This window comes from Flavobacterium nitratireducens (assembly GCF_029625335.1).
GTDB classification, from domain to species: Bacteria; Bacteroidota; Bacteroidia; order Flavobacteriales; family Flavobacteriaceae; genus Flavobacterium; species Flavobacterium nitratireducens.
This window is the reverse complement of the sequence record NZ_CP121111.1, coordinates 483,073-507,700: the sequence shown is the minus strand read 5'-3', so window position 1 is coordinate 507,700 and position 24,628 is coordinate 483,073. Positions and strand designations below refer to the sequence as shown.

Below are 24,628 nucleotides of genomic sequence, written 5' to 3'. Positions count from 1 at the left end.
AAATATAAACTTTAGTTTTTGCTTAAGGGATGCTTAAGATAATGTGTGTGCCAAAATGTTCTTTACTGGAAATTTCAATTCCAATATTTAATAAAAGAGAAAGTTTTCTAACAATAGACAACCCTAATCCAGTTCCTTTAATTTCAGGATGTTCACCCGCATTGGAACGATAGAATTGGTGGAAAATATTTTGCAAATCGGTTTTTGGAATACCTATTCCGGTATCAATAATTTGACATTTCACCTGATTATTTTCTTCTGATAATCGAATCGTCATGGTGTCATTCGTATTCGAATATTTTAAGGCATTCGAAATCAAATTACTCAAAATGACAGAAAGTAAATAACTATCCGATTTAACTGTAAAATTTTTAGAAAAATCAGTTATGATTTTAATGTTTTTTGATTCAATACTATTTGAAAACCTAGAAAGCACTTCTAAAATAATTGAATTCAAAATCACATTTTCCATTTTTACCGATTGATTTTGATCTTCAAATCGCGCTAACATGAGTAATTGGTCGACTAAATGATTCAGACGGTTTACTTCGGAAACACAATAATTAATTTTGTCCTGGTATTCCTCCTGAGTTCTTGGTTTGCGAATTAAAACTTCTAAAGTCCCTTTAATCACTGTAAGCGGAGTTCGTAGTTCATGCGAAGCGTCGGAAGTAAATTGTTTTTCTCGTTCTACTGCTGTTTCAATACGATCTAATAAGTTATTGATTGTTTGGGACAAAATAAATAATTCGTCCTTTTTTTGAGGCAAATCAATTCTGGATTTCAAATTATCCTTGGTAATAATATCAGCTGTCTGAATGATAGAAGTAATAGGTTTAATACTTCTTCCCGCAATAAATCGAGCAATAAAAAAAAGTAACAACAAGATTAAGGGATAAGCAATCATTAGAGTTTGAGACAAATTTTGAAGTACCATCGAAGCATCTTCGAGCGACATAGCTACTAATAAATATCCAATAATTTTGGATTGACTATATATTGGTACCTGAATCTGGCGAATTTTATTCTTTAACAAATTAGAATCAAATAACTGATTATTCTCCACAGAAGCATTAAACGTCAAACTTTCTTTTTTAAGATTTGGCGATTTCTCTTTGATTCTTTTTTCACTATCTAAAAACTCAATAAAAACAGGATTGACATCAATGGTATTGTGCTCTCTTTCGTTCCATTCGTTGAGATGGATTAAGCTAAAACTATCGTTTTTAATTTCAATTTCGTTTAAATGATTTTCAACTTCTTTGGAAATATCATTATTCAAATGATTGTAAACACTATATTTTACAATGGAATAAATAGTAAAAAACACCACAAAAATTAACAAAGCAGTGGTGATAATATAATTGAAAGCAATTCTATTTTTAAAGGAAAGTTTTTGCATACACTTTAGTCGTTTGCGATATAGCCTACCCCACGAATGGTTTTTATATAGTCTTCTTCAATTTTTAGATTTAATTTTTTCCGAATAGCATTCATAAAAACATCAATTACTCCGGTATCGTATTCAAAATGAATATCCCAAACATCCTCTATAATTTGGTTTCTACTGCATACTTTACCTTTATTTTTTACCAAATAAGAAAGCAATTCAAACTCCCTTTGTGTTAATGAAACTTCTTTATCATTTACAAAAACGAGATGCTTTTGAATATCAATTGTTACAGGTCCTAATTGCAAAATTTCATTTTCATCCAAATTTCTAAAATGGACTTTTATTCTTTCAACTAATTCTTCAAAACTAAATGGCTTTTTAATGTAATCATTAGCTCCCGCTTGCAAACCTTCTATTGTTTCCTGAATTGTATCTTTGGCTGTTAAAAACAAAATTGGTGTTTTTTTATCTTGATTTCTAATGGCTTTACAAAGTTCTAATCCTGTCATTTTAGGCAACATCCAATCCAGAATAATTAAATGAAATGAATGCTCTTGAACCAATTGATATCCTTTTGCACCATCAGAAGCAGTAGTAATTTGATAGCCTTCTTCTTCCAGACCTTGCTGCAAAAACTGCATAATCCCTATTTCGTCTTCGACAATTAATATATGCATCTACTTATTTTTTATAAGACTTTTTAGAAATGTAATTTGAATATTGTTTCCAAAAATACATCAAAATGAAATCTAAAAATCGTATATGAAATTATCTTAAGTAAAACTTAAGACATAGTTATGTTAAGTTTATATAATCCTAATGTTAAATTAACTAATTTTACAAAAAAATAAAATTGTTTATGTTCTCTACCAAAAAACTAACTCCTTTTTTCTATCTGACTCTATTTTATGTAGTTATCAGTTTTATTTTAAGGATAATATTGTTATTCCACCCTATAACACAATCCACTTTTTCTGGTGTTGAAATACTAAAGATTTTTTCTTTTGGAATTCTTTCTGATATACTCATTTTTGTTCTAGCCTGCGCTTTTTTATGGTTATACCTAATTTTTATCTCGAATAGTAAATACCGTAAACCTTATGGTTATATCCATTTAGGTGTATTATTGGCTTTGTTTTTGTATATTTTATCGGGAAAATCGATTCTTTCAGAATACGGAGGTGGATTAGAAAAAGTAGGACTCATTTTCGTAGGTATAAAAACTCTTTTATTTGCATTACTACTATTTCTTCCTCAAAAGAGAGACAAAATAAGGCATTGGTTATTTTCATTTGTAATTTTTTTATACGTTGTTTTGATTGTACAAAATGCCATTAGTGAATATTTCTTTTGGAATGAATTTGGTGTAAAATACAATTTCATAGCTGTAAATTATTTAGTTTACACCACCGAAGTTATCGGGAATATTATGGAATCTTATCCTGTTATTCCAATTTTTACTTCGCTATTTATTGTAGCAGGAACCATCAGTTATTTCATCATCAAAAAATCAAAAATTTACATTGAAAAAATTCCTTCGTTGAATGAAAAATTACAAATCTCATTTTTGTATTTAATCCTTTTTGGACTTTCACTTTGGACAGTACCAAATTTGGCTAAAACAGAAAATGCAACCAATGTTTTTACCAATGAATTACAATCCAATGGAATTTATCGCTTTTATCTTGCTTATGTAAATAGCGAATTAAATTATTTTAAATTTTACAAAACTTTACCTGAGGAAGAAGCGTTTGCATTGTTAGATAAACAAATATCCGACATACATGGAATTTCTGTTGATAGAAAAATTGTATCTGATAGTATTGAAATGCATAAAAATGTAGTCTTAATTACCATTGAAAGTTTTAGTGCCGATTTCATGAAAATGTACGGCAACAAAGAAAATATTACCCCTTTTTTAGATGATTTAGCAACAAAAAGTTTAGTCTTTACTAATCTATATGCTACCGGAAACAGAACAGTTCGCGGCTTAGAAGCAGTAACATTATGTTTACCTCCTACGGCTGGTGAGAGTGTGGTAAAACGAAAAGACAATAAAAACAAATTTAGTACTGGAAGTGTCTTTAAATCCAAAGGTTACGAAGTAAAATATTTATATGGTGGTGATGCCTTTTTTGATAACATGCAAGATTTCTTTTCAGGAAATGGATATGATATCATTGATAAAAAAGACTTCAGTCCAGAAGAAATTACATTTGCAAACATCTGGGGAGTTTGTGATGAAGACATGGCAAATAAAGCTATTAAAACCATGAATAAAGAAGCTCAAACAAATAAGCCTTTTTTCAACCATTGGATGACAGTAAGTAATCATAGACCGTTTACTTATCCAAACAATAAAATTGATATTCCTGGAGATAGTAAATCGAGAAATGGCGGTGTTAAATACACGGATTACGCCTTGCGAAAATTTTTCACAATGGCTGTGAAGCAACCTTGGTTCAAAAACACTGTCTTTGTTATTGTTGCAGATCATTGTGCATCGAGTGCAGGGAAAACAGAACTTCCATTAGATAAATATCGAATTCCTGCTTTGGTCTATAGTCCAGAATTTATTGCACCAAAACATTGTACAAAACTAATGTCACAAATTGATTTAATGCCAACGATTTTTGGATTGTTACATTTTGATTACGAATCTAAATTCTTCGGTCAGGATGTTTTAAAATCAGATTATAAGCCAAGAGCCTTAATTGCAACTTATCAGGATTTAGGATTAATTAAAGATAATATTTTGACAATCCTTTCCCCAAAACAAGAAGTAAAACAATACAAATTAGTTTTAAAACCAAATGAAGATATTAAAGGTGATTTCAAATTATATTATGATGAAAAACCTATGAAAGAACAAAGAAACGATTTAGTTAATGATGCCATTTCTTACTACGAAACAGCATCATATGTGCTAAAGAAAAAATATATCAAAATCAATAAAAATAGTACAGATTCAAACGGATCTCATTATTTATTAAAATTCACCTTACCCACATTACAATATTTATGCAAAAGAATTACCGTATTTCTTTTTGGTTGCGCCTTTGGTTTTTTTGGATACTTTACTTTTTAATTTTAAGAATCGTATTTATTATTTACAATTATTCCGTTTACAAACCTTTTTTACTTTTAGAAAAGTTAAAAGGATTTTGGAACGCTATTCCTTTAGATTTGTCAGCAGCTGGTTATTTAATAGCATTACCCACTCTTTTAATAATTGGAAAAATTTTCTCTGTCAAATTCATCAATAGATTCAATTATTTCATGATTTTTTTAATTGGTATTATAAACATAACCGATACTTTATTGTATCATGAATGGGGTTCTAAATTAAATGCTTACGCCCTATCTTTTCTGTTTTATCCATCGCAAATGCTCGCTTCTGTAACAGCATCCCAGATTATACTTTCTATCGTATTAAGTATGGTTTTAATTAGTTTGGGTATAATTGTATATCAAATTGTACTAAAAACAGGAATCAAAAATCCAACTAAATTTGAAGAAACACATTATAGTAAAAAAAGTATCAGTCGGATGAATCTTTTTGGATACTCTTTTTTGATGTTGTTAATTACATTTTTGGCCATTCGTGGAGGTGTTGGACTTGCACCAATCAATCAAAGTTCATCTTATTATTCTTTTCATGCTCCTTTGAATCATCTAGCAACCAACACTTCTTGGAATTTATTATTTAGCGTTCTTAAAAATAATAAGGCCAGCAAACAAGCTGAAATTGCTTATTATGATGCCACGACTGTAGAAAAAAACATTCAAAAAATATATCATACAAATCCAACTGAACACGAAAAAATACTTAGCATTCCTAAACCAAATGTTGTATTAGTTATTTTGGAAAGTTATACTGCTGATGTTATAGAGACCTTGGGTGGAGAAAAAGGAATTACACCCTATTTTTCAAAATTAACTCAAGAAGGAATGTTGTTTGAAAATATCTATTCTACTGGTGACCGAACTGATAAAGGTATTGTTGCTGTTTTAAGTGGTTATCCAGCTCAATCTTGCTCGTCTATCATAAAAGAACCAAGTAAATTTGAAAAATTACCATCATTAGCTTCTGTTTTTAAAAATAACGGATACACTACCTCCGTTTATTATGGTGGTGAGTCGGAATTTGCTAATTTTAAAGCCTACTGGAAGTACTCGGGCTACAATACTATTATTGACGAAGAGCAATTTGATGAAGATGACAAAATTTCAAAGTGGGGAGCACATGACCATGTTGTCTTTGAAAAAGTAATCAAAGATTTAAATTCCCAGCAAACTCCATTTTTCACAACGGTTCTTACTTTAAGTTGTCATGAACCTTTTGAAACACCTATCAAAACTCCTTTTGATCAGGCAGTTGAAAAAGAATCAGACAAAGACAAAAAACAAGCTAATTTATTTAGAAAAGCAGCGTATTATACGGATTGGAGCATTCAAAAATTTATGGAGTCGGCTAAAAAACAATCATGGTTTAATAACACATTATTCCTTTTTGTTGCTGACCACGGAAATCGATTACCTAAACTTTATTCCGATAGTCGTCAAACCGAAAAATATAGAATTCCATTACTACTTTATGGTAATCCCATATCGAAAGCTTATTTGAAAAAGAGAAATTCAAAAATTGGTTCACAAACTGATATTGCAACCACTCTATTGGGTCAATTAAATATGGATTATTCTAAGTTTAAATGGGGAAAAGATTTATTGAATCCTACTTCAAAGGATTTTGCATTTTATTGTTATGATGAAGGAATGACTTGGATAATGCCAAAAGGAGCAATTCGTTATGTAACAACAAATGAAACTTCACAGTTCAAAACCGCTTCTGATAAAAACAAAAAGTATCTAATAGAAGAATTACCCTTAGCTAAAAGTTACTTACAGGCACTACTAAATGATTATGCAAAAAAATAAAAAGCTTTAATTAAAGTGGAGAATAGCTAATAACGAAAGAATAGCAATAAATCCCCATAATAAGATGCCTTGGATAAGTGGTTTTATACCAACAGCAAGTAAAACGGAACTACTTAAACCAGAACCTATGAAATATAAAGTGACTGTTAACCCAATTTTTGCAACCGAAACAATGTAAGTCGATACAACAGACAAATGTTCTACATAAGTATTAAGAATCATAGCCAGTACAAAAAGACCAATAAAATAAGGTATTTTTATTTTATTGGCTTTACTTTTAAATAAAAAACTGGTCAATAATACAACCGGTATAATCCATAGAGCACGAGCTAATTTTACGGTGGTTGCAGTTGTTAGAGCTTCTGCCCCATATTTATTAGCAGCTCCTACAACCGAACTCGTATCATGGATAGACAATGCACACCATAATCCAAAATCTTGTTGAGATAATTCTAACCAATGTCCTATTGCTGGAAATAAAAATAGCGCAATGGAGTTTAAAATAAAAATAACACCTAAAGCTACTGAAGTTTGCTTTTCATCTGATTTAATTACTGGAGTTATCGCTGCAATGGCACTTCCACCACAAATAGCGGTTCCACAAGAAATTAAATGAGATGTTTTACTTTCTGTTTGCAGCCATTTACCAATCATACGACCAAAGAAAATGGTACTAAAAATACTTGCAACTGTCAAAAAGAAACTTTCTTTGCTGGACAATAAAGCATCAGTCACGTTCATCCCAAATCCCAATCCCACAACAGAAACTTGAAGCAAAACATGGATAATAATGTGATTCAAATGCAACCAAGGATGCCCCGATAAATTAGCAATAAGTAATCCTAATAGTAATGCAATGGGTGGAGTAATATATCCTGATAAACAAACAACTATAAAAATCAAAAAAATAATTTTTTGAGTACGGCTATGTTTCTCAAAGTTTAAAATCCCTGTTTCGGAAAATATTTTAATTTGTTTTTTCAAGAGATTCTATTTGTATTTTGAATTAATTAGGCTATCAAAGCTGTTACAACAAACCATTATATTTTCTAATAAACCATTCCGCTGCAAAGAAACTACAAATGAATATCAACAACCATTTCCAATCTATTAGTGGGGAACGAATACTATTTTTTTTCTCAATAGTTTTGTAATTTTCATCAGTTACTATGTTTTCAATCAAAGATTCTACTTGACTAGGAAAAAACAGTTTTCCCTTAGTTAAAGTTACTAATTGTTCTAATTTGTCTACATCGGGATTAATAAATTGCTTTTCGATATCAAAATCCAATATTTCAAAACGCCCTGAATAGGAAAATTTTGAATGTAACTCTTTAACTGTAAATTGATAACTTCCTGCCAATAAACCATCTAAATTTACTTTATAAGTATTATTTCCTTTAAGTAAATCATAGGTTTTGGTTTGTTTAGTTTTCGAATTGACTACAGTAATATTCAAATGTGCTTTTTCATCAAACTCATAATTCTTATTGAAATATTGTGCTGAAATTTCGATAGCTTCCCCAGAATTATAGAAACTTTCATGATTGACAACTAATGATTTCTTAGTATTATTTGAAGCTAAAAATTGAATAACTTTATCTATAAAAATATCATACTCCTCGAATGATTGATTTTGGATATGACTTTCTAATCGCCATTTCCAACTATTTTCTCCTAATAAATAAGCTGAACGACTTCCTTTATACTCACTAAAAGCTAATAAAGGAGCCTGAGTTTCTATGGCTCTTATTTTAGACCAAAGTAAAATATTGGTATTTACATTCGATTTAATAGAACCGTAAGCATTTTGTAAAGGAGGAAATTGATCAAAACCGATATTATCGATTGCAAAAAGATTAAATTGAGAATTAAATGCAGTCAGATAATCTTCTTTTTGTGAAGACATTTTGAATTCTAAATTGCTTTGTACTTGATTTAAAAAATTAAAATCAGTATGTGTACCCGTAATAATAAAAGTGTTTAACCCGACTATCATATTAGATTCAAAAATCGTTTTAAATTCTGTGGTAGGTTGATATAAAACCAATAAATTATAATCATTTAACTGACTGATTTGTTTTGGTTTAACAATAACTACTTTGCGTTGTGCATTAGCTTCTATAGCTCTTTTTAGAGCTGCTAAATCTGGATGATTTATTGAAGAAACTATAGCAACACTAGTTTTTTGATCAATCACTTCAACAGCAAAATTTTTAGTGTTATTATAGTTGTTTTTTTCTTTTTCTGATGAAGTCAAACTTGCTTTGTATATTTGGGTCCCGATTTTATTAGCAGTCAAAAGTACATTAACAACGGCCGTATTTTTTGTTGGTGAAAAACTTATTTTTTGTTTGTTCACAACTGAATTTCCTTGTGAAATCTGAAAATCAGCAGTAATGGATTTATTACCTAAATATTGTAAAAAAACTTCAACAGGAAACTGATTTTTCAAAAAAGCATATTTGTTTACATTTAGTTGGTTGATTTTTAAATCCAAAACTTGGGTAGTATCTCCAAGTACAATTGGATATATTTTATTGGAATCACCAAAACTGAACACATAATCATTCCCTGATGTTTGATTTCCATCACTAATTAAAACTGTTGGATAGATTTGATTGCGATTTATGGCTTTTAAATCATTCGCAACAATATAAAAATTGGATTGTTTTCCTTTGAAATCTAATTTTTTTAAAACTTTAAAATCAGTATCAAATTGGTAGGTTTGAATATTGAATTTTTCTTTTAAGGCAGAATTAGAAAGTAATTTTGAAACCACTTCTTGAGCATCTTTATCTGCTTTCAAATAAGAAATAGAATTGGAATTATCAGCAACTACAGCTAGAACAGGTTTTTCTAAAACTATTGTATTACTTGTGATGATTGGATTAATCAATAACAACAATAATCCAAAAATGCCTAAAAAACGTAAAAAAGCCAAAAGTAAATTCATCTTTGAATTACTCTTGGCCTTAAAATAATATTGAAAATAAGACAACCCAGCTGCTATTACCAAAGAAAGAATAATAAGAAGAATGGTGTTTGTTGTCATATTATTAGTTTATGGTTTGTAGTTTATTGTTTATAGTTGTGTAAAAACTACAAACAATAAACTATAAACTTGTTATGTAAGCATTCCTCCGCAAACATTTAATACTTGTCCAGTTACATAAGCACTCATATCTGAAGCAAGGAATAAACAAGCATTAGCGACATCTTCTGGAGTTCCTCCACGTTTTAATGGAATACCTTCTCTCCAACCTTTAACGACTTCTTCACTTAATTTAGCAGTCATCTCAGTTTCAATAAATCCAGGAGCAATGGCGTTGCAACGAATATTACGAGATCCTAATTCTAAAGCCACTGATTTAGTAAATCCTATAGCTCCAGCTTTAGAAGCAGCATAATTAGTTTGTCCTGCATTTCCAGAAACTCCAACAACAGAACTAATGTTAATAATAGAGCCAGCACGTTTTTTTAAGAATGTTTTCTGGATCGCTTTGGTCATATTGAAAACTGATTTCAAGTTCACATCAATTACTTGATCAAAATCTGCTTCCGACATACGCATTAACAAATTATCTTTAGTAATTCCAGCATTGTTAATCAAAACATCAACAGTTCCAAAATCTTCCAAAACCGCATCAACAAGTGTTTGAGCTTCGTCAAAATCAGCTGCGTTAGACTTATATCCTTTTGCTTTAATGCCTAAAGCGTTTAATTCATTTTCTAAAGCTAAAGCGGATTCAGCCGAAGAGCTATATGTAAATGCTACGTTGGCACCGTTTTTTGCGAAAACTTCAGCAATCCCTCTTCCAATTCCGCGACTTGCGCCAGTAACAATAGCTACTTTTCCTTCAAGTAATTTCATATTGTGTTAAAAGTTAATTTTAATAAATTGAGTTACAAATATAAACGATTTAGATGTTTTATAAAATTAAAGCTATAAAAAAAGCCTTACTGGTGCAAGGCTATACTTTATAAACTTATATTCAATTGAAAATGAACTAAAAAGCTACATTCCATCTAGGTAATTTATTGTTTTCGTTCAGAAAGTTTTGCAAAACCTGAGCTTCAACAAAAGTTGGAATTACTTTAGAATCATTGTTAAACGTTTCGTACCAAACCACTTCTAAACGACTTATTGCTTCTTTTTTCATTTGTGCAGGCCAAGAATATTTTCTTCCTGTTTTAGCAAATTGATGACCGTTTACAATTTTATCATACAATCCTCCATTTTTAGTTTTCAAAGAACCATCGTTTTGCACTGTTCCTGTAGAACCTACCATAATAAGCTCTTTTTCATCCGCTACATCATACACTAAAAAAACACCTGAGCCTTCAGAAGCATTACATACTTCCTCCAAATTATCTTCTACTGTTAATGAAAACTGATTTTTTACTTTGAATCCTTCTAATTCTTTATACATATCTTATTTATTGAATTTATTTTTATCTCAATTAGTCTCCTAATTAAATCGGCTGCAAATGTATTTCTTTAATTCTGTATAATACTAAAAAAGCCCCACAAATGTGAGGCTTAAACTAATATAAAATGGAGTTCTTAGGATTAACCTAAAACTTCTTTTACTTTTTTCCAATTTCAGCTGGTGAATCCACAACGTGAATTCCGTTTTCTCTCATGATACGTTTTTTAGCAGCAGCTGTATCATCAGAACCACCCACGATAGCACCAGCATGTCCCATTGTTCTACCAGCAGGAGCAGTTTCTCCAGCGATAAAACCAATTACAGGTTTACGGTTACCATCCGCTTTAATCCATTTAGCAGCATCTGCTTCTAATTGACCTCCAATTTCACCAATCATGATGATCGCTTCAGTTTCAGGATCGTTCATTAACAATTCTACAGCTTCTTTAGTAGTTGTTCCAATGATTGGGTCTCCACCAATACCAATAGCTGTAGTGATTCCTAAACCTTGTTTTACAACTTGGTCAGCAGCTTCGTAAGTTAAAGTTCCTGATTTTGAAACAATACCGATAGTTCCTTTTTTGAAAACAAAACCTGGCATGATACCAACTTTAGCTTCACCTGGAGTAATAATACCAGGACAGTTAGGACCAATTAATCTAGCGTTTCTTTTCTTAACATAATCGTTTGCATGAATCATATCAGCAACAGGAATACCTTCAGTAATAGCAATGATTACTTTAATTCCTGCATCAGCAGCTTCCATGATAGCATCAGCAGCAAAAGCTGGTGGTACAAAAATAATAGAAGTATCAGCACCTGCTTGTTCTACTGCATCTTTTACAGTGTTAAAAACAGGAAGGTCTAAGTGAGTAGTCCCTCCTTTTCCAGGAGTTACACCACCTACAACGTTTGTACCGTATTCAATCATTTGAGAAGCATGGAAAGTTCCTTCGCTTCCAGTAAAACCTTGAACAATTATTTTAGAATCTTTGTTAACTAAAACACTCATGATATATATTTTATGTGATTTTTAAATTTGTGTTGCAAAAATAAGGTATTTAGAAATTATTTGAGCGGTTTTCTTATCAAAAAAAAATTATGTTATTGCAATGATTTGTTAGCATCAAAACAAAAAATAGTTTTTGATTCAGATAGGATATTTTTGTCCTCTATTTTATTTTAATTTTTCTAGAATTTCTGGAATTTTTTTAAGATTAGCTAATTGCTTCAAAGACTCTCTAGATTCCTGAATTGGGGTTCCAAAATAGGTTTTACCTCCTTCAATTGACTTGGTTACGCCGGTTTGTCCTAGAATAACTGCTTTTTCACCAATTGTAATTCCGCTAGTCGTTCCTACTTGTCCCCAGATAGTAACTTCATCTTCAATAATAACACAACCTGCAATTCCAGTTTGGGATGCGATAAGACATTTTTCACCAATTACGGTGTCGTGTCCTACGTGCACTTGATTGTCAATTTTTGTACCTGCTCCAATTGTAGTGTCTCCAGTCACTCCTTTATCAATCGTACAAAGTGCACCTATACCAACATTATCTTGAATAACTACGCGCCCTCCAGACAATAGCTGATCAAAACCTTCAGGTCTTTTTTTGTAATAAAAAGCATCAGCTCCAAGAATAGTTCCTGCATGAATAATTACATTATCTCCTAAAACTGTATTATCATAAATAGAAACATTGGAATGAATCAAACAATTCTTTCCTATAACTACTCCATTACCAATAAATGAATTGGGTTGAATAATAGTCCCCTCACCAATAGTTGCTGTTGGAGAAATTGAAACATTTGAAAACTGAAATGGCTTAAAATAATTGGTTAATTTATTGAAATCTCTAAACGGATCATCAGAAATCAATAACGCTTTTCCCTCAGGGCAATCTACTTTTTTGTTGATTAAAACAATTGTCGCTGCCGATTGCAAAGCTTTATCGTAGTATTTTGGATGATCTACAAAAACAATATCTCCTTTTTCTACCACATGAATTTCATTCATGCCCAAAACTTCAAAACTATCATTACCTACAAATTCACATTGAAGTAAATCTGCAATCTCTTTTAAGGTATATGCTCTTGTAAATTTCATAAATTAGTATAAAGATTGAAAAAAAATTAAAGTTTGAAAATACAGTTGTCAACTTAATGCTAATAACCGTTCATTTTCAAACTTTAAATATTTCAAATAAATTACTCCTTAACACGCTCCATATAAGAACCAGTAGCAGTATCAATTTTAATTTTGTCTCCTTCATTGATAAATAAAGGAACATTTACTGTAGCACCAGTTTCAACAGTAGCAGGTTTAGTAGCGTTAGTAGCTGTATTTCCTTTTACACCTGGTTCTGTGTATGTAACTTCTAAAATTACTGAAGGAGCCATATCAACTGATAACGGTAAATCAGTTTCTGTGTTAATCTGAATCATCACATTTTCTCCTTCTTTCAATAAATCTGGTGAATCAAGAACATCTCTATTCAGAGTAATTTGTTCGAATGTTTCCGTATTCATAAAGTGGAATTGATTTCCTTCAGGATATAAAAATTGAAATGTGTGGGTTTCTACTCTTACCACATCAATTTTATGACCTGCAGAAAAAGTATTATCTAAAACTTTTCCATTAGTTAATGATTTCAATTTTGTTCTTACGAAAGCAGGACCTTTACCTGGTTTTACGTGTAAAAATTCAATGATTTTGTATATATCGTGATTGTGTTTTATACAAAGTCCGTTTTTAATATCTGATGTAGATGCCATTTTGTGTATAGTATTTATCGTTATATTAATCAAAAAGCAGCTATTTCATATTTTGAAATAGCTGCATTCTATTTCTGTTATTTAATTAATAGCTTCCGCTATATCCTTTCATGATACCACGAGATGAATTTCTGATAAAATCAATAATTTCATCTCTTTCAGGAGTAGCTTCCATTTCGGCTTCTATAATCCCTAATGCTTGAGTAGTATTGTAATTTTTTTGATATAAAATTCTATAGATATCTTGAATTTCTCTAATTTTCTCTGTGGTAAAACCTCTTCTTCTTAACCCTACTGAATTAATCCCAACATATGACAAAGGTTCTTTGGCTGCTTTTGTATAAGGTGGAACATCTTTACGAACAAGTGAACCACCAGAAATCATAGCATGATCTCCAATATGGATAAACTGATGAATAGCTGCTAGACCACCTATTACTGCATAGTTCCCCACTATAACATGTCCTGCAAGAGCAACTCCATTTACAACAATAGCATTATTCCCAATTACACAATCATGTGCAATGTGAGCATAAGCCATAATTAAACAATTGTCACCAATAACTGTTTGACCTGAAGCTACAGTACCTCTATTAATTGTAACACATTCCCTAATAGTACAATTGTCACCAATAATAGCCAATGAATCTTCTCCACCAAATTTCAAATCTTGAGGAACAGCAGAAATTACAGCTCCTGGGAAAATATTACAATTTTTTCCAATTCTTGCTCCTTCCATGATGGTTACGTTTGAACCTATCCAAGTACCATCACCAATTACCACATTGTTATGAATGGTTGTAAAGGGTTCAATTACCACATTTTTGGCGATTTTTGCGCCCGGATGAACATAAGCTAATGGTTGATTCATCTATTTTCGTTTTTAATAATTAACAACCTTGACTATTACTACCTATTAATAATCAAAGCAATTATTCTACAATTAGTTTTGTTTTTTTGCAATTTGAGCCATTAATTCCGCTTCTGCGACTAATTTTCCATTAGCATAAGCATTCGCTTGCATATGACAAATTCCTCTTCTTATAGGAGTAATTAGATCACATTTAAAAATTAATGTATCTCCAGGCAATACTTTGTGTTTGAACTTAACATTATCAATTTTCATAAAATATGTCAAATAGTTCTCTGGATCCGGAACAGTACTTAAAACTAAGATACCACCTGTTTGAGCCATTGCTTCAACAATTAATACTCCTGGCATTACTGGAGCATTAGGGAAATGTCCAACAAAGAAATTTTCGTTCATTGTAACATTTTTCATCCCAACTACATGACTTTCTGACATCTCAATAATTCTGTCAATCAACAAAAATGGTGGTCTATGTGGTAACATAGCCATAATTTTGTGAATATCCATTAATGGTTCTTGATTTAAATCGTAAACAGGAACATAATTGCGTTGCTCGATTTTAATCATTTTAGCCATTTTTTTAGCAAATTGTGTATTTACAAAATGACCTGGTTTATTTGCTATTATTTTACCTTGGATTTTTGTACCAATTAATGCTAAATCACCTATCACGTCAAGTAATTTATGTCTCGCAGCTTCATTTGGATAATGTAAAGTTAAGTTGTCCAAAATTCCATTTGGCTTAACGTTTATTGTGTCTTTACCAAAAGCAACTTTTAAATTCTCCATTGTAGATGCCGAAATTTCTTTATCAACATATACAATAGCATTGTTTAAGTCTCCCCCTTTGATTAATCCATTATCTAAAAGTGATTCTAGCTCATGTAAAAAACTAAACGTTCTCGATGAAGCAATTTCTGTTTTAAAATCACTTATATTTTTTAGTGTTGCATTTTGAGTACCCAAGATTTTAGTACCAAAATCAACCATTGTAGTTACAGTATAATAATCGCTTGGCATAACCAAAATCTCACTTCCGCTAGCTTCATCAGTAAAAGAAATTACTTCTTTTACCACATAAACATTACGGTTAGCAGCTTGTTCTTCTACGCCAGCTTTTTCTAATGCTTCAACAAAATATTTAGAAGAACCATCCATTATAGGCAATTCAGAAGCATTTAATTCGATGATTACGTTGTCTAAATCACAACCTACTAAAGCGGCTAAAACATGCTCAGGTGTTTGAATTTTAACACCTAATTTTTCTAAATTAGTTCCGCGTTGTGTGTTTACTACATAATTAGCATCTGCTTCGATAACAGGATTTCCTTCTAAATCGACCCTAACAAAAGTAAAACCATTATTTACTGGAGCAGGTTTGAATGTCATTTTAACTTCTTTTCCGGTATGTAACCCTACACCTGTTAATGAGATTTCTGTTTTGATGGTCTTCTGTTTAACCATTGTTTCCATTTTTTTGGTTTAATATTTGTTTCTTTAATTCGTCTATTTCTGCAATTATTTTTGGTAAATTTTTAAAATGAACATAGGATTTACTAAAATCATTATATCCAAATGTTGGGCTTCCTTGCAAAACTTCGTCGTCTTTTATGTTTCTTGCAACTCCTGATTGTGCTTGAATTCGAACATTATTTCCAATAGTTAAATGTCCTGAGATTCCTACCTGTCCACCAATCATTCCGTTTTTACCTATCTTAGTTGAACCTGCAATTCCTGTTTGTGCAGCAATAACAGTATTTTCGCCTATTTCTACATTATGCGCAACTTGAATTTGATTATCTAATTTTACTCCTTTTTTAATTCGAGTAGAACCTAAAGTTGCTCTATCAATGGTTGAACAAGCTCCTATTTCGACATCATCTTCAATAATCACATTACCAATCTGAGGGATTTTCTTATAACTTCCATCTGGATTTGGAGCAAATCCAAAACCATCTGAACCAATTACGGATCCTGCATGAATGATACAATTGTTACCTATTACTGATTCTGAATAAATCTTTGCGCCAGCAAAAATAGTTACATTATCGTGAATGACAACATTATCCCCAATAAAACAATTAGGATAAATTTTTACATTATTACCTATTTTTACGTTTTTACCAATATAACTAAAACTACCTAAGTATAAATCTGATCCATAATGTACATCTTCGGCTATTACTGTATGTGGCTCAATACCCACTTTACTAGCTTTGATAGCTTGATCATAAAATTCAAGTAATTTAGAAAATGCAAGATAAGCATCCTCAACTTTTATGAGTGTAGTTTTAATTTCAGATTCAGGAGTAAAACTTTTATTTACAATAGTTATAGAGGCTTCAGTTATATATATATAGTTAGTATATTTAGGATTTGACAAAAAAGTGAGTGAGCCCACTTTTCCTTCTTCTATTTTAGAAAGCTCGTGTACTTCTACTAAAGGATTGCCTACAACCTCTCCTTCTAAAACTCCTGCTATTTGTTCTGCTGTAAATTTCATTGGGACAAAAATATAAAAAAATAGATTTCTAATAGGGATTTATACTAGTTGTTTTGGAAAACATATATAGTATTTGGTTACTGATTTTGATAATGATTTCAAATTCAGTTGGTCTGAAGATTCAATAACATCTTCTATTGTTCTATCTTTTTTAAGTATACGAATGGGTTCAGCTTCTTTATTATAAGCTTGATTTTTAATTTTTCCTTTAAAAATAAAATAATTAGTATCGGCCAAACTAATATTATGTTCTGAAGCAAATTTCTCCCTTAACGGATTTAAATCATCAATTGCTACTTTATCACTGGTTAACTGAATTTTTAATAAATCTCTATTAATTATCATTTTGCTCAATGTTGACAAAATAAAATCATCTTGTCGTTGCCAAGCTTTCAGTGCACTAATAATATCAAAATCATCTAACTGTGAAAATAAATCTAAGGTATTAGTATCAAAGGAAGCCAAATCAATTTTATTTTGCATAAAAAACTGTAAAGGTTCACTGCAAGGCAATACTACACCTTTTAAGATAAGTTCTTTGGCTCGTTTTAAAATTTTAGTCAACACTAATTCAGCCACTAAACTAGTTTTATGCAAATAAGCTTGCCAATACATTAAACGTCTTGACATTAAAAACTTTTCAACTGAATAAATTCCTTTTTCTTCAATCACTAAATAATCATCTTCAACGTTCATCATTTGAATTAAACGCTCCGAATTGACATTGCCCTCCGCAACTCCAGAATAAAAACTATCCCGTTTTAAATAGTCCATTCGATCCATGTCTAATTGACTAGAAATTAATTGCAACATGAATTTTCGTGGATAATCTCCCTCGAATATTTTTATGGCTAAACTTAACTTTCCTTTGAATTCCTTATTCAACTGACGCATAAATAGCAACGATATCTCTTCATGATGTACATCTTCAACGATACTTTTTTCCATAGCATGTGAAAATGGACCATGACCTATATCATGCAATAAAATAGCAATATAAAGTGCATTTTCTTCCTCTTCAGAAATTGAAACCCCCTTAAAACGCAATACATCTACTGCTTTTTGCATCAAATGCATACATCCTAAAGCGTGATGAAAACGGGTATGATTTGCTCCTGGATACACTAAATACGACAATCCCATTTGAGAAATACGTCTTAACCTTTGAAAATAAGGATGCTGAATTAGGTCGTAAATTAAAGCGTTTGGTATTGTTATAAACCCATAAATAGGGTCATTGAATATTTTAAGTTTATTGATTTGCGACACTATGACTTTATTTTTTTTCGCCAACAAATATAATTAAATTAGCTTGTAATTTTAACTATACTTTATTGTTTACTACCAGAACAATTAAATGGTTTTTTGTTATACAACTGGCTCTTAAACAACTAAAAACTTCAAATCTTAAAAAAAGTTTAAAATAATTCGTTTAGTTCGGTAAATTACGAACCAATCCTATCTTTGCGAAAAAAATCATCATGGAGACTTTACAAAAAGAAAAAGAAGAACTAGTTGAAATATTAGGTATTCACTTTGAGTCTATTTACCAAATTCCCCCTTTGGCAGGAAGAATTATTGGTCTTTTGATTGTTGAAGGATGTAAGTCCGGATTAACATTTGAAACAATCGTAGAAAAATTAGGAGCAAGTAAAAGTTCTATTTCTACTAATCTAAATTTACTACTTAAAACAGAAAAAGTTATCTATTTTACAATTCCATGTGATAGAAAAAAATACTTTAAGTCAGCTGCATTAAGTAGCCGATTATCAAACTACTTGAAGTTTTTAGAGTCGGAAAATTATATTACCGATAGAATATTTGAATATCGACAAAAAACGGCTTCCTGCCCGGAAGAAAAATGTAATTTAGAAAACATAAAAGCATATAAAAAACACTTGAAAGAAGTTGAAGCCTCACTTAAAAAAACAATTGCCGAGTTCAAAGAAATAGAAATTCAAAATCAATCCAATAAATAACATCTAATTATGAAAAAGAGATTTTTTATTAGTGCAATCATATTATCCATAGGTTTACTTTCTTGCAATAAAAAGAAAGAAGAACAGGCCGCACCTCCTGTAATGCCCTACAAAGTTATAAGTGTAGAAAAATCAAATACTTCTTTACTTTCTGAATATCCAACTACTCTTGAGGGAGTTACCGATATTGATATCCGTGCAAAAGTAGATGGTTATATTGAAAAAATATACGTACAGGAAGGTCAGGAAGTTAAAAAAGGACAATTACTTTTTAAACTGGAAACTCAAACCGCCGATCAGGAAGCAAGTGCTGCTAAAGCTAAAGTTGCTGCTGCTCAGGTCGAAGTAAACCGTTTAAAACCTTTGGTGGAAAGAAACATTATTAGTGATGTGCAATTAGAAACTGCAAAAGCCAATTTAGCCAGTGCAAAAAGTACTTATCAGAGTATTTTGGCTCGTATCAATTACGCTACCATTAAAAGTCCTGTAAATGGAATTGTTGGTACTTTACCTTTACGATTAGGTAGTTATGTGAGTAGTCAAACAGCCGAACCATTGACCAGAATCTCGGATGTAAGCACAATTTATGCTTATTTTTCAATGAATGAAAAACAACAATTGGACATCACGATGCATTCGGCAGGAAAAACATTTCAGGAAAAAATTGCCAAAATGCCTGCAGTGAATTTAATTCTGAGCAATGGAATCGAATACGAACAAAAAGGGAAAATTGAAACTTTTAGCGGACAAGCTAATACACAAACAGGTTCTTTTAATGTAAGAGCAAGTTTTGCCAATGCAAACAAATTATTGCGTTCAGGAGGTAGCGGAACGATTCAAATTCCAACCAATTTAACGGATGTAATTTTGATTCCTCAAAATGCAACTTTAGAAATGCAGGACAAACGTGTAGTGCTAACTGTTGACAAAGAAAATAAAGTAAAAGCTATTCCTGTAGAAGTTCGTGCTGTTCCCGGAGGACAATATTTTGTTGTAGATAAAGGATTGAATGTAAATGATAAAATACTTATTGAAGGGGTTGGAATTATATCTGAAGGAACTGAAATCAAACCACAATTAGTTGACTATTCAACAATTATAAGTCCTGAGAAAAAAGGAATTAACTAATAATCGAATAAATAACATATTATGTTTTCAAAATTCATTGACAGACCTGTATTGTCAACGGTGATTTCTATTATTATCGTTATACTGGGAATTTTAGGGTTAATCTCGCTCCCTGTTTCACAATACCCGGAAATAGCCCCTCCTACTGTTACCGTTTCTGCAAATTATCAAGGTGCTAGTGCCGAAGTTGTAATGAACTCAGTGGTTATTCCTTTAGAAGAACAAATCAATGGTGTAGAAGATATGACATACATGACTTCTACATCTAATAATGATGGTTCAGCTTCTATAAATATATATTTCAAATTAGGAACTAATCCTGATTTGGCTGCCGTAAACGTTCAAAACCGCGTGTCTCGTGCCACTCCCCTTTTGCCACAGGAAGTAACAAGAGCCGGTGTAACAACATCAAAAAGACAAAGTGATAACATTTTGATTTTTTCTTTATACAGTGAAAATCCAAATTATGACATGACTTTTCTTCAAAATTATGCCAACATCAACATATTACCTAAAATCAAAAGGGTTGCAGGTGTAGGTGAAGCAATGATTTTCGGTCAAAAAGACTACTCGATGCGTATTTGGCTTAAGCCAGATGTTATGGGTGCTTATGGTTTAGTTCCATCAGATATTACCGCTTTATTAGCAGAGCAAAACATCGAAGCTGCTCCGGGACAATTAGGAGAAAGAAGCAATCAATCGTTTCAATATATATTAAAATATAAAGGTCGTTTACAAAGCACTAAAGAATTTGAAGAAATTGTAGTTCGCTCAACTTCTAATGGAGATGTTCTTAAATTAGGAGATGTAGCTCGTATTGAATTAGGAGCTGTAAACTACGCCAGTAATACACTTACCAATGGTAATCAATCAGTTGCCGTAGCTGTTGCACAAACTGCAGGATCAAATGCACAGGAGGTTATAGAAAATTCTTTGAAAGTATTAGAAAAATCATCAGTAAATTTTCCAAAAGGATTAAAATACAAGACTTTAATTAACGCTAATGATTTCCTTGACGAATCTATTTCTAAAGTAATTCACACTTTAATTGAAGCTTTCATATTGGTATTTATTGTTGTATTTATCTTTTTACAAGATTGGAGATCTACACTTATACCTGCCATCTCGGTACCTGTTGCTATTTTAGGAACTTTTTTCTTCCTGAGTCTATTTGGATTTACCATCAATTTATTAACCTTATTCGCATTGGTTTTAGCTGTTGGTATTGTGGTTGATGATGCCATTGTTGTTGTTGAAGCTGTTCACGCTAAAATGGAGGCCGGAGAACATGATCCTAAAAAAGCGGCTCATAGTGCGATGGGCGATATTAGTGGTGCTATTATTTCCATTACATTAGTAATGTCGGCGGTATTTATTCCTGTGTCTTTTATCAGTGGTTCTTCAGGAGTATTCTACAAACAATTCGGATTAACACTGGCTGTATCAATTGTTTTATCAGCAATTAATGCACTTACTTTGTCTCCTGCCCTTTGTGCTATTTTCTTAAGAGAACAAGGTTCTAATAAACCTAAAGGATTCTTAGAACGTTTTTATGCTGCCTTCAATACAGGATTTGAAACAACAACAGCCAAATACAAACGTTCAGTTGAATTTTTTATTAAACGAAAATGGATGGCATTTGCAGGAATTGCGCTTTTTGCAGGACTTTATATTTTACTAACCACAATTACCCCTAAAGCGTTTGTACCAAGTGAAGACACTGGATCAATTCTTTCGGATGTTTCATTAGCACCGGGAACTTCATTAAAAAGAACCGAAGAAGTATTATTACAGATAGAAAATCAGATAAAAGATATTCCTGAAATTAAAGAAATACTGCGTATTTCCGGTCGAAGTTTAATAAGTGGAACAGGTAGTAACTACGGAATGGTAATTGTGAAATTGAAACCATGGGCTGAACGAAAAGAAGCCAATCAGGAAGTTACCGCTGTTATACAGGAATTATTTAAACGTGCAGCAACGGTAAAAGATGCTAAAGTTTTATTTTTTGCACGTCCTACTTTAGTTGGGTTTGGTTACTCCAATGGTTTTGAAATGCAATTACAAGATCAAAAAGGAGGAACTGTACAGGAATTGAGTAAAGTAAAAGACGAATTTATAACTGCTTTAACGAATCGCCCTGAAATCAAGTATGCTGCCACTTCTTTTTCAGCTAATTATCCTCAATATCGAATTGATTTGAATGTTCCCGCTATTAAAAAATCAGGACTAACAGTAACCGATATTTTAGGAACAATGCAAGGCTATTATGGGGGAGTTTATGCATCCAACTTTAATAAATTTGGAAAACAATATAGAGTAGTTTACCAATCCGAGCCTCAATTTAGGAATGATCCTGAATCTTTAAATAAAGTTATGGTTCGAAATAATTCCGGTCAAATGGCTCCTATATCGCAGTTTGTAACATTGGAAAAAGTATTTGGACCTCAAGCAATCGACCGTTTCAACTTATTTACTTCGGTTAAAATCACTGGTGCTCCAAATGAAGGCTATAGTTCCGGAGATGCTATCAAAGCGGTTGAAGAAGTAGCTGCTCAAAAATTACCTTTAGGATATGGATACGAATTTTCAGGAATGACACGTGAAGAAATTAGTGCCGGAGGACAAACATTGTTTATTTTCATCTTGTGTCTGGTATTTGTTTATTTCTTATTATCAGCACAATACGAAAGTTATATTTTGCCTTTTGCCGTATTATTTTCATTACCAATTGGTTTAGCAGGTTCATATATTTTTGCTTATTTATTTGGAGTAACTAACAATATTTATTTACAAATTACATTAATCATGCTTATTGGATTATTGGCTAAAAATGCTATTTTAATTGTAGAATTTTCAGCCGACTCCAGAAGAAAAGGATTAAGTATTTCCCAAGCTGCCATTCAAGGTGCAGTAGCACGTTTAAGACCTATATTAATGACTTCATTTGCCTTTATTTTAGGCTTATTACCATTAATGTTAGCTCAAGGAGCTGGTGCTGTAGGTAACAAAGCTATCGGAACTGGAGCTATTGGTGGTATGTTAATAGGAACGGTTTTAGGAGTTTTTGTTATTCCTGTCTTATTTATTGTTTTCCAAAATTTACAGGAAAAAATATCGAGCAAACCATTACCTATTGCAATTAAAGAATCAGATGTTGAATCTATAGAATCAGAAAATGAAAAACAAAATATATAAAATTGCTTTGCTAACAACTACTGTTATCCTATTTCAGTCTTGTTTTGTTGGTAAAGACTATAAACGACCTGAAGTAAAAACAGCTAATTTGTATCGAAATGAAACAACAGCTGTTGATACCAATTCATTAGCCAATGTAAGTTGGGAAAAAATATTTACCGATCCTATTTTGCAAGCTCATATTCGAAAAGGTTTGCAAAACAATTTAGATATCCGAATTGCAATGCAAAACCTGGCTGCTGCTGAAGCAACAATGAAGCAAGGTAAAGCTGGATTTTTTCCTAATTTTTCAGTTGGAACTGATTGGACGCACCAAGAACTTTCTAAAAACAGTCAGTTTGGTGCTATTGTAAGAAACACTTCGGTAGACCAATATCAATTTACTGGAACTTTATCTTGGGAAGCTGATATTTGGGGAAAAATAAAAAGTAATAAACGTGCTGCAAATGCTGCATTTTTACAAACAGCTGCTGCTAATCAAGCAATCAAAACGGAGTTAATAGCCAATATTGCTGCAACCTATTATCAATTACTTGCCGTAGATGGGCAAATAAAAGTTGCCGAAGAAACTTTAATCAACAGAAACAAAAGTGTTGAAACAATCATTCAACTAAAAAAATCAGGAAGTGTAACTGAAGTAGGTGTTAAACAAACTGAAGCTCAAAAATATGCTACTGAAATTATTTTAGCCGATTTAAAAAATAACATTATTATTCTTGAAAACACACTAAGTACATTACTTGGCGAACCTTCAAATAAGATTGAAAGAAGTACATTTGAAACACAAAAATTAGCACCTTCAATCACGCTTGGTGTACCATCGCAATTATTAAGAAATCGTCCAGATATCATTGCTGCCGAATATAACTTAATATCCAATTTTGAATTAACTAATGTAGCCAAAAGCAGTTTTTATCCCACTCTTAAAATTACTGCAACAGGAGGATTTCAGAGTATTGAGTTAAAAGAATGGTTCAGCACTAATTCGATTTTTGCTAATATTGTTACGGGCTTAACGCAACCGATCTTTAATCAAAGACAACTTAAAACAAAATATGAAATTGCTAAAGCCAATCAAGAGAAAGCCTATTTACAATTTGAGCAATCTCTTTTAAAAGCAGGTAAAGAAGTCTCAGATGCCTTAGCACAATACAATAACGAAACTACAAAAATAGCTGTGCGCGAAAAACAAGTTGATGCGTTAAAGAAAGCGGCTAATTATTCAGATGAACTATTGACCTATGGTCTAGCTAATTATTTAGAAGTCCTAACGTCCAAAAATGATGCTCTGAATGCTCAATTAAGTTTAATTGATAATAAATTTCAACAGTACAAAGCTGTAATTCAACTTTATAAAGCCTTAGGAGGCGGATGGCAATAATAATCCTATTTATAGTATACAAAAGAAGC

The 24,628-nt window shown here is 31.7% G+C and carries 18 protein-coding genes and 1 pseudogene; 6 read left to right on the top strand and 13 right to left on the bottom strand.

The features are described from left to right. Positions 1-22 precede the first annotated feature (22 nt). Together P5P90_RS02360 and P5P90_RS02355 are read right to left on the bottom strand one after the other, a co-directional pair. Entirely contained in the window at positions 23-1,402 is a 1,380-nt protein-coding gene (locus P5P90_RS02360; protein WP_278035634.1) for a sensor histidine kinase, read from the bottom strand. Between the two features lie 5 nt (positions 1,403-1,407). Next, positions 1,408-2,070, bottom strand: coding sequence for a response regulator transcription factor (locus tag P5P90_RS02355; protein WP_278035633.1), 663 nt, complete (start codon positions 2,068-2,070; stop codon positions 1,408-1,410). A gap of 182 nt (positions 2,071-2,252) precedes the next feature. Between P5P90_RS02355 and P5P90_RS02350 the strand changes: the two genes are divergently transcribed. Both P5P90_RS02350 and P5P90_RS02345 read left to right on the top strand, forming a co-directional pair. Continuing rightward, positions 2,253-4,481, top strand: coding sequence for an LTA synthase family protein (locus P5P90_RS02350; protein ID WP_278035632.1), 2,229 nt, complete (start codon positions 2,253-2,255; stop codon positions 4,479-4,481). Between the two features lie 191 nt (positions 4,482-4,672). Beyond that, positions 4,673-6,331 carry an LTA synthase family protein gene (locus P5P90_RS02345; RefSeq protein ID WP_278035631.1) on the top strand — a complete coding sequence of 553 codons (1,659 nt, stop codon included), beginning with the start codon at positions 4,673-4,675 and terminating at the stop codon, positions 6,329-6,331. Positions 6,332-6,337: 6 nt separating this feature from the next. On the opposite strand, the gene P5P90_RS02340 is transcribed toward P5P90_RS02345, so the two are convergent. The 11 genes and pseudogenes from P5P90_RS02340 to P5P90_RS02290 all read right to left on the bottom strand — a co-directional run bounded on the left by P5P90_RS02340 (position 6,338) and on the right by P5P90_RS02290 (position 18,182). Further along, positions 6,338-7,243: a YeiH family protein gene (locus tag P5P90_RS02340; RefSeq protein ID WP_422851732.1), complete on the bottom strand. Its 906-nt coding sequence runs from the start codon at positions 7,241-7,243 to the stop codon at positions 6,338-6,340. Between the two features lie 115 nt (positions 7,244-7,358). Continuing rightward, positions 7,359-9,386, bottom strand: a complete 2,028-nt coding sequence (locus P5P90_RS02335) for a hypothetical protein (protein WP_278035630.1) — start codon at positions 9,384-9,386, stop codon at positions 7,359-7,361. 72 nt (positions 9,387-9,458) lie between these two features. Further along, positions 9,459-10,205, bottom strand: coding sequence for a 3-oxoacyl-[acyl-carrier-protein] reductase (gene fabG / locus P5P90_RS02330; protein ID WP_278035629.1), 747 nt, complete (start codon positions 10,203-10,205; stop codon positions 9,459-9,461). A 136-nt stretch (positions 10,206-10,341) separates the two neighbouring features. After that, entirely contained in the window at positions 10,342-10,764 is a 423-nt protein-coding gene (locus P5P90_RS02325) for a hypothetical protein (RefSeq protein WP_278035628.1), read from the bottom strand. A 140-nt stretch (positions 10,765-10,904) separates the two neighbouring features. Next, positions 10,905-11,776: pseudogene (sucD, locus tag P5P90_RS02320) on the bottom strand (succinate--CoA ligase subunit alpha). Between the two features lie 165 nt (positions 11,777-11,941). Then, positions 11,942-12,871 carry a UDP-3-O-(3-hydroxymyristoyl)glucosamine N-acyltransferase gene (locus P5P90_RS02315; protein ID WP_278035626.1) on the bottom strand — a complete coding sequence of 310 codons (930 nt, stop codon included), beginning with the start codon at positions 12,869-12,871 and terminating at the stop codon, positions 11,942-11,944. 101 nt (positions 12,872-12,972) lie between these two features. Continuing rightward, the gene (efp, locus tag P5P90_RS02310; RefSeq protein WP_278035625.1) at positions 12,973-13,539 is read right to left on the bottom strand and encodes an elongation factor P; all 567 of its coding nucleotides are present in this window, start codon (positions 13,537-13,539) and stop codon (positions 12,973-12,975) included. Between the two features lie 85 nt (positions 13,540-13,624). After that, positions 13,625-14,410: an acyl-ACP--UDP-N-acetylglucosamine O-acyltransferase gene (gene lpxA / locus P5P90_RS02305; protein WP_278035624.1), complete on the bottom strand. Its 786-nt coding sequence runs from the start codon at positions 14,408-14,410 to the stop codon at positions 13,625-13,627. A gap of 72 nt (positions 14,411-14,482) precedes the next feature. Next, entirely contained in the window at positions 14,483-15,874 is a 1,392-nt protein-coding gene (locus P5P90_RS02300) for a bifunctional UDP-3-O-[3-hydroxymyristoyl] N-acetylglucosamine deacetylase/3-hydroxyacyl-ACP dehydratase (RefSeq protein ID WP_278035623.1), read from the bottom strand. Beyond that, positions 15,867-16,913: a UDP-3-O-(3-hydroxymyristoyl)glucosamine N-acyltransferase gene (gene lpxD / locus P5P90_RS02295; protein WP_278035622.1), complete on the bottom strand. Its 1,047-nt coding sequence runs from the start codon at positions 16,911-16,913 to the stop codon at positions 15,867-15,869. The genes P5P90_RS02300 and lpxD overlap by 8 nt, the downstream gene beginning before the upstream one ends. 39 nt (positions 16,914-16,952) lie before the next feature. Next, complete coding sequence (locus P5P90_RS02290; protein ID WP_278035621.1) at positions 16,953-18,182, bottom strand: HD domain-containing protein; 1,230 nt, start codon at positions 18,180-18,182, stop codon at positions 16,953-16,955. Between the two features lie 212 nt (positions 18,183-18,394). On the opposite strand from P5P90_RS02290, the gene P5P90_RS02285 reads away from it, so the two are divergent. The 4 genes from P5P90_RS02285 to P5P90_RS02270 are packed head-to-tail and all read left to right on the top strand — an operon-like array spanning position 18,395 to position 24,599. Next, a complete protein-coding gene (locus P5P90_RS02285; protein WP_278035620.1) occupies positions 18,395-18,892 on the top strand; it encodes a GbsR/MarR family transcriptional regulator in 498 nt (165 codons plus the stop codon). Between the two features lie 9 nt (positions 18,893-18,901). After that, complete coding sequence (locus P5P90_RS02280) at positions 18,902-20,020, top strand: efflux RND transporter periplasmic adaptor subunit (protein WP_278035619.1); 1,119 nt, start codon at positions 18,902-18,904, stop codon at positions 20,018-20,020. Between the two features lie 21 nt (positions 20,021-20,041). After that, the gene (locus P5P90_RS02275; RefSeq protein ID WP_278035618.1) at positions 20,042-23,218 is read left to right on the top strand and encodes an efflux RND transporter permease subunit; all 3,177 of its coding nucleotides are present in this window, start codon (positions 20,042-20,044) and stop codon (positions 23,216-23,218) included. Beyond that, positions 23,199-24,599, top strand: coding sequence for an efflux transporter outer membrane subunit (locus tag P5P90_RS02270; protein ID WP_278035617.1), 1,401 nt, complete (start codon positions 23,199-23,201; stop codon positions 24,597-24,599). The genes P5P90_RS02275 and P5P90_RS02270 overlap by 20 nt, the downstream gene beginning before the upstream one ends. The last annotated feature ends 29 nt before the right edge of the window (positions 24,600-24,628 follow it).